The sequence below is a fragment of the Frankia sp. AiPs1 genome (assembly GCF_023716945.1).
GTDB lineage: Bacteria > Actinomycetota > Actinomycetes > Frankiales > Frankiaceae > Frankia.
Map to the genome: position 1 here is coordinate 1 of NZ_JAMQQF010000322.1, position 6,468 is coordinate 6,468.

General features: G+C 73.1%; 5 protein-coding genes and 1 pseudogene. 5 read left to right on the plus strand and 1 reads right to left on the minus strand.

Annotation, left to right across the window (positions count from 1 at the left end):
• Nucleotides 1-167: 167 nt before the first annotated feature.
• On the plus strand, nucleotides 168-1,304 hold the full coding sequence (locus tag ND748_RS21825) for a glycosyltransferase family 4 protein (protein WP_251747845.1): 1,137 nt from the start codon (nucleotides 168-170) through the stop codon (nucleotides 1,302-1,304).
• A 110-nt stretch (nucleotides 1,305-1,414) separates the two neighbouring features.
• Here ND748_RS21825 and ND748_RS21830 read toward each other — a convergent pair whose 3' ends face one another.
• Nucleotides 1,415-3,220: a long-chain fatty acid--CoA ligase gene (locus ND748_RS21830; RefSeq protein ID WP_251747846.1), complete on the minus strand. Its 1,806-nt coding sequence runs from the start codon at nucleotides 3,218-3,220 to the stop codon at nucleotides 1,415-1,417.
• Between the two features lie 302 nt (nucleotides 3,221-3,522).
• Between ND748_RS21830 and ND748_RS21835 the strand changes: the two genes are divergently transcribed.
• The 4 genes and pseudogenes from ND748_RS21835 to ND748_RS21850 all read left to right on the plus strand — a co-directional run.
• Nucleotides 3,523-4,290, plus strand: a complete 768-nt coding sequence (locus ND748_RS21835) for a metallophosphoesterase (RefSeq protein WP_044887251.1) — start codon at nucleotides 3,523-3,525, stop codon at nucleotides 4,288-4,290.
• Nucleotides 4,291-4,443: 153 nt separating this feature from the next.
• Nucleotides 4,444-4,878, plus strand: coding sequence for an SRPBCC family protein (locus tag ND748_RS21840; RefSeq protein ID WP_251747847.1), 435 nt, complete (start codon nucleotides 4,444-4,446; stop codon nucleotides 4,876-4,878).
• Nucleotides 4,879-4,884: 6 nt separating this feature from the next.
• Nucleotides 4,885-6,099 (plus strand): ArsA family ATPase, encoded by a 1,215-nt coding sequence (locus ND748_RS21845; protein ID WP_251747848.1) that lies wholly within the window; start codon nucleotides 4,885-4,887, stop codon nucleotides 6,097-6,099.
• Nucleotides 6,096-6,468: pseudogene (locus ND748_RS21850) on the plus strand (hypothetical protein); the annotation flags it as partial. The gene ND748_RS21845 and the pseudogene ND748_RS21850, both read left to right, overlap by 4 nt.

The window sequence follows — 6,468 nt, forward strand, 5'->3', positions numbered from 1 at the left end:
CGCCGGGTCGGGACGCAGGTCGACGACCCGCCGCGACGCCGGGTGGCTGCGCCTGGCGGGGCTCCTGGCGTGGTGGCGTCGCGCGTGCGGGAAGCCCGGGGGGCGCGGGCCGGTGGGGAGGGTCAGCCGGACGGTGACCGCTGGTCGGCGTGGGAGACCATGGGGGGATGCGCGTTCTGGCCGTCACCAACGACTTTCCGCCGCGTCCGGGCGGCATCCAGGCCTACGTGCACAACTTCGCGGCCCGGCTGCCGGCCGGCGAGATCGTCGTCTACGCCCCGGCGTGGGAGGGCGCCGCGGCGTTCGACGCCGCGCAGGGCTTCCCGGTCGTGCGCCACCGGACCTCGCTCATGCTGCCGACCTCGGACGTCCTGCGTCGGGCCCGCCAGATCGCCCGATCGGAGGGCTGCGACACGGTGTGGTTCGGCGCGGCCGCCCCGCTCGCGCTGTTGGGCTCGCGGCTGCGCCGGGACACGCCGGTGCGCCGCGTGGTGGCGAGTACCCACGGGCACGAGGTCGGCTGGGCGGCCCTGCCGGCCGCGCGTCAGTTGCTGCGCCGCATCGGCGCGACCACGGACGTGGTCACCTACCTCACCGACTACACCAGGACCAGGATCGGGCCCGCGCTCGGCGCCCATCCGGCGCTCGCCCGCCTGCCCAGCGGAGTCGACGCGACGCTGTTCGGCCCGGGCGCCGGGCGGGACGAGACCCGCCGCCGGTACGGGCTGTCCGGACGGCGGGTGGTGGTGTGCGTGAGCCGGCTGGTCGCCCGCAAGGGGCAGGACATGCTCGTGCGTGCCCTGCCGGCGCTGCGGCGCCGGGTGCCGGAGACGGCGTTGCTCGTCGTCGGTGGCGGACCGCACCGCGCGAACCTCGAACGGCTTGCCCGGGACGGCGGCGTGGCCGAACACGTCACGTTCGCCGGTTCGGTGCCGTGGGAGGAGCTGCCCGCGCACTACGCGGCCGGCGACGTGTTCGCGATGCCGTGCCGGTCCCGGCTCGGCGGGCTGGAGGTGGAAGGGCTCGGGATTGTCTACCTGGAGGCGTCGGCCACCGGCCTGCCGGTGGTGGCCGGCAACAGCGGCGGCGCCCCTGACGCGGTGCTCGACCAGCGCACCGGCCTCGTCGTCGACGGGACCGATCTCGACGCGGTGCAGCGGGCCGTCGGGGACCTGCTCGCCGACCCGGATCGGGCAGCGTCGATGGGCGCCGCCGGGCGGGCGTGGGTCGAGCAGCGCTGGCGTTGGGACGTGCTGGCCGCCGAGCTGCGCTCGCTGCTCGCCGGCCAACCCGAACCGGCCTGACCCGACCTCGATCTCGCCTCGATCTCGCCTCGATCCCGCCTCGATCCCGAGCCGAGATCTGGACGCGGCCCTGGTCACGGCCGGCGCGGCGGCTGCGCGGGCCCGGTGTCTCAGGGGCGGCCCGCGGCGGTGTAAAGGCCCTCGACGGCGCTGCCGAAGCGGTCCATCACGAGCGAGCGGCGGACCTTCAGGCTCGGGGTCAGCTCCCCGGTCTCGACGGTGAAGTCCTGCGGAAGGATCACGAACTTCTTGATGCCCTCGGCCTTCGACACCGTCTCGTTCGCCCGGTCGATCGCCCGCTGCACCTCGGCGCGCAGGTCGTCGTCGTCGACGAGGTCCGCGACGCTCGCCCCGGCCGGCTTGCCGGCGCCGCCGCGCCAGTGCTCGAACGCCTCCGGGTCGATGGTGACCAGCGCGGCGATGAACGGGCGCTGGTCGCCGACGAGCATCGCCTGGCTGATCAGCGGATGAGACTGGATCACATGCTCCAGCGGGGCCGGCGCGACGTTCTTGCCGCCGGCGGTGACCAGCAGCTCCTTCTTCCGGCCGGTGATCCGCAGATAGCCGTCGTCGTCGAGCGAACCGAGGTCGCCGGTGTGCAGGAAGCCCTCGGCGTCGAGCGCCTCCTTCGTCGCGGTCTCGTTGTGGTGGTAGGCGCGGAACAACAGGTCGCCCCGGATGAGGATCTCCCCGTCGTCGGCGATGCGGATCGTCACCCCCGGAAGGGCCTGCCCGACGGTTCCCATCCGCACCGAGTGCGGGCGGTTGGCCGCCGCCGGCGCCGAGGTCTCCGTCAGGCCGTAGCCCTCCACCACGGTGAAGCCGATGCCGCGGAAGAAATGGCCCAGCCGCGGGCCCAGCGGTGCCCCGCCGCTGATCGCGAACCGGGCCCGTCCACCGAGCGCCGCCTGCAGCTTGCCGTACACCAGCGCGGCGAACAGCCGGTGCCGCAGCCGCAGCAGCAGCCCGGGGCCACCGCGGTCGAGGGCCTCGCTGTAAGCCACGGCGGTGTTCTCGGCCGCGTCGAAGATGCGGCCCTTGCCCTCGTTGTGGGCCTTGAGTCGGGCACCGGCGTGCACCTTCTCGAAGACCCGGGGGACGGCGAGCAGGAAGCTGGGCCGCACCTTGGCGAGGTCCGGCAGCAGGCTGCGCGAGTCCGGGGTGTAGGCGAGCTCGAAGGCCCCCTGCACCAGGCCCACCTGCAGCATCCGGGCGAACACGTGGGCCAGCGGCAGGAACAGCAGCGTGGAGCAGCCCGGCGCGAACACCTCCGGCAGCATGGCGATGGCCGACTCGGCGGTGAACAGCAGCGCCCGGTGGGTGATCTCGCAGCCCTTCGGCTGCGCCGTGGTGCCGGAGGTGTAGATGATCGTCGCGAGACTGTCGGCATTGAGGGACGCGCGCGCCGCGGCCAGCCGGTCCTCGTCGATGCCGGCGCCGTCGGCGGCGAGAGTGGCCAGCGCGCCGTCCTCGAGGACGAGCACCTCGCGCAGGGCCGGCGCCTCGCCGCGGACCTGCTCGACCCGCGCGGCGAGCTCGGCGTTCTCGACGATGAGCAGTTCGATCCCCGCATCCCGGAGGATCCATTCGATCTGGCTCGGGCTGGACGTCTCGTAGATGGGCACACAGACCGCGCCGGCGGCCCAGGCGGCGTAGTCGACCACGGTCCACTCGAAGCGAGTGTGGCTGAGGATCCCCACCCGGGCGCCGGTTTCCACGCCGCGCGCGAGGAGTCCCCGGGCGGTGGCCACGACGTGATCGTGGAACTCGCGGGTTGTCATCCCGACAAACTCTTCGGCCACCTTGTGGCGAATGAGGATTTTGTCCGGGTGGGTGGCGACGTGCCGGAAGACGGCGTCCGTCAGCGTCGCATTGTCCTCGATGGTGACCAGGGGCGCAGAGGTGTACTCCCGCACTGCGTACTCCTACCAGGTGCTCTCGTGCGTCCTACCGGATGCCCTCGGGCGCCCGCCGGATGACGAGGCCGCCGAACGGCGGTTGACCGTTCAGGGCACCAGACGTTAGCGGGCGGGCCGGACGCTGGCGACCGTGCGGACGACGACGAGCGGTGCGCGACCCGTCCGCGTACGGATGGTGGCTGGTCGCGACCGGGATGCCGCCCGCCCGCGGCGCGGGTGTCGCACGGCACTACGGTGCCGGCCGACCGACCTGTCCGGACCGGGCCGGATGTCCTTCGTTGCCGCCTAAGCTTCGTCGTATGCGGGTCCACGTGGTGAGCGACGTGCACGGACGGGCGGATGCGCTGCCCGCCGCCGCCGAGGGTGCCGACGTCTTCATCTGCCTCGGTGACCTCATCCTGTTCATCGACTACCGCGACCACAGCCGGGGGATCATGGGTGATCTGTTCGGCGCGGAGGCCGTCGGCCGGATGGTGGAACTGCGCACCGCGCAGCGCTTCGACGAGGCGCGGGAGTGGTCGCGCTCGCTGTGGGCCCGTCTCGACGGCGACCGAGCCGAGATCGTCGAGGCCGCGATCCGGCGGCAGTACGAGCGGCTGTTCGCCGCCTTCCCCACCCCGACCTACCTGACCTTCGGCAACGTCGACCTGCCCCACCTCTACCCCGACTACCTGCGCGACGGCATCACCCTGTTGGACGGGCAGACCACAACGATCGGCGGCTGGCGGTTCGGCTTCGTCGGCGGCGGGCTGCGGACGCCGATGCACACGCCGTACGAGATCGACGACGACGTCTACGCCGCGAAGGTGGCCGCCGTCGGCGAGGTGGACGTTCTGTGCTGCCACATTCCCCCGCATCTGCCGGAGCTGGTCTATGACGTCCAGGCCCGGCGCTTCGAGCGGGGCAGCGTCGCGATCCTCGAGGCGATTCACGCCACCCGGCCGCGCTACGTGCTCTTCGGGCACGTTCATCAGCCCCTCACCGCCAGTCTGGAGATCGACGGAACGCGTTGCGTGAACGTCGGTCATTTCAACGCCCGAGGTACCCCGTTCGTCCTCGAGTGGTAGCCAGCCGCTGGGCGAGATGTGGCCCAGGTTCCGGTAGCCTCAGGCGATCGGTCGGGGAATGATCCGGGATCCCGGAGAGATCCGGGTTGCCGGTGGGCCGGCGACGCCGTGCTCCTTCAGACGTGCTTGACGAATGTGGAGGTGCTGCTCTCCATGGCGGACCACGCCCGATCGACCATCGTCATCAATGCCAGGCCCGCGGCGGTGATGGGGGCGATCGCCGACATCCCCGCGTACCCGACCTGGGTCGGCCAGATCGAGGAGGCCGAGGTGCTCGACGTCGGCCCGGACGGCCGGCCCCGGCGCGCCCGCTTCCGGATCAACGCCGTCGTCGTCAAGGACGAGTTCGTCAACGAGTACGTCTGGTCCGCCGACGCCCAGGTCACCTGGTCCATGGTCGAGGGGCAGGCGATGTCGTCGCAGGACGGCAGCTACACGCTGCGCGACCTGGGTGACGGCACCACCGAGGTCACCTACGACCTCACCGCCGAGACCAAGATCAAAATTCCGGGACTGCTCCGGCGGAAAGTACAGAGCGGCATCGTGGATGCCGCTCTCAAGGACCTCAAGAAGCACGTCGAGAGCTGAGCGCGCGTGCGGTGTGTGCTCTTCACCGGGAAGGGCGGCGCCGGCACCACGACGGTGGCGGCGGCGACCGCGATCCTCGCCGCGCAACGCGGTCATCGCACGCTGGTTCTGTCCGTCGACCCGGCGGCCGGGCTTGCCGGTGCGCTTGATCACCCCGTCGGCGCCGACCCGACCGAGCTCGAACCCGGACTGACCGGCCAGCAGGTCGACCTGCGCCGTGCCGTCGGCACGCGCTGGCCGGCGGTGCGCGAGGTGCTGGCCGGCACCTGGCCGTCCTTCGACGTCGATCCGGTCGAGCTCGAGGAGCTGGCCTTCCTGCCCGGTGCCATCGAGACGCTGACCCTGCTCGAGCTGCGTGACGGTCTCGCCAGCGCCGACCACGACGTGGTCATCGTCGACGGCGGCCCGGTCGCCGGCCTGCTGCGGCTGCTCGCCTTCCCGGAGACGCTGTCGTGGTACTGCCGGCGGCTGTTGCCGCCCGACGGCGCGTTCGCCCGCTGGCTGCGGCCCGGCTTCGGCTGGGCGGGCGCGTTCGGCGGCCGGTGGGGAAACCTCGCCGCGCCCGCCTACGACACCGTCTCCCGGGTGCACCGCGCCGCGGTGGACCTGCGGGCGATCCTCACCGACCACGCGGCCACCAGCATTCGGCTGGTGCTGACCCCGGAGAGTGGGGCGCTGGTCGCGGCGCGCAGCAGCCTCACCGCGCTTTCGCTGCACGGCTTCACCCTCGACGGCGTGGTCGTCAACCGGATCTTCTCGCCGGCCGGGGCGGACGCCTGGCGGGCCGGCTGGGCCGCCGCCCACCGGGAGGCGCTCGCCGAGATCACCGGGGCGTTCGCGCCGACCCCGATCCTCCCGGTGGCCTACCGGGCCGGCGAGCCGGTCGGCCTGGAGGAGCTCGCGGCCTTCGGCGCGGCGACCTACGGCGAGCTCGACCCGGCGGGCGTCCTCGGCGCCTCGCCGGCCGGGGCCGGCGAGCAGCCGCGGGTCGAGCGCACCGACGACGGGTACGCGCTGTCCTTCGGGCTTCCGTTCGTCGATGGCTCCCAGATCGACCTGGCCCGGCTGGGCGACGATCTGATCATCACCGTCGGGGCGTTCCGCCGGGCGGTCCCGCTGCCCGCGGCGCTGCGCCGCTGCGACGTCAGCGCCGCCCGGCTGCGCGGCGATCGCCTGGTGGTGTCGTTCGTGCCCGATCCCGACCAGTGGGTGCGGGCATGACATCCGTCCCGGCCGACCCGGCTCCCGACGGCCGTCCTGATCAAAGCGGCGCCGCCGGTACGCGCTCGGCGGATCGGCCACCGCCGCCCGGGCCGCTCGCGGTCGAGGCGGCCCTGCTCGTCGAGGCCCTGCGGGGCCTGGCCGGCACCGAGTCGGGTAACCGCCTGTGGGAAGCCGTCGCCGAGGTCGCCGGCGGTGTGGGGGCTGCGGCCGGCGTGTCCGGCGTCAGCGATGTCGGGCCCGGTGGGTCCGGCGTCGGTGGTGTCCCGAGCGGTGGTGTCCGCGGCGGTGATGGCGGCGGCGGCAGTGGTGTCGGCGGCGGTGGTGGTGTCCCGGGCGGCGCGGGCGCGCCGGCCGACGCTGGTGTTC

Excerpts from the sequence above, each read along its gene's own strand:
- ND748_RS21835 (WP_044887251.1), top strand. The coding sequence starts at position 3,523 with ATGCGGGTCCACGTGGTGAGCGACGTGCACGGACGGGCGGATGCGCTG.
- ND748_RS21825 (WP_251747845.1), top strand. The coding sequence starts at position 168 with ATGCGCGTTCTGGCCGTCACCAACGACTTTCCGCCGCGTCCGGGCGGC.
- ND748_RS21840 (WP_251747847.1), top strand. The coding sequence starts at position 4,444 with ATGGCGGACCACGCCCGATCGACCATCGTCATCAATGCCAGGCCCGCG.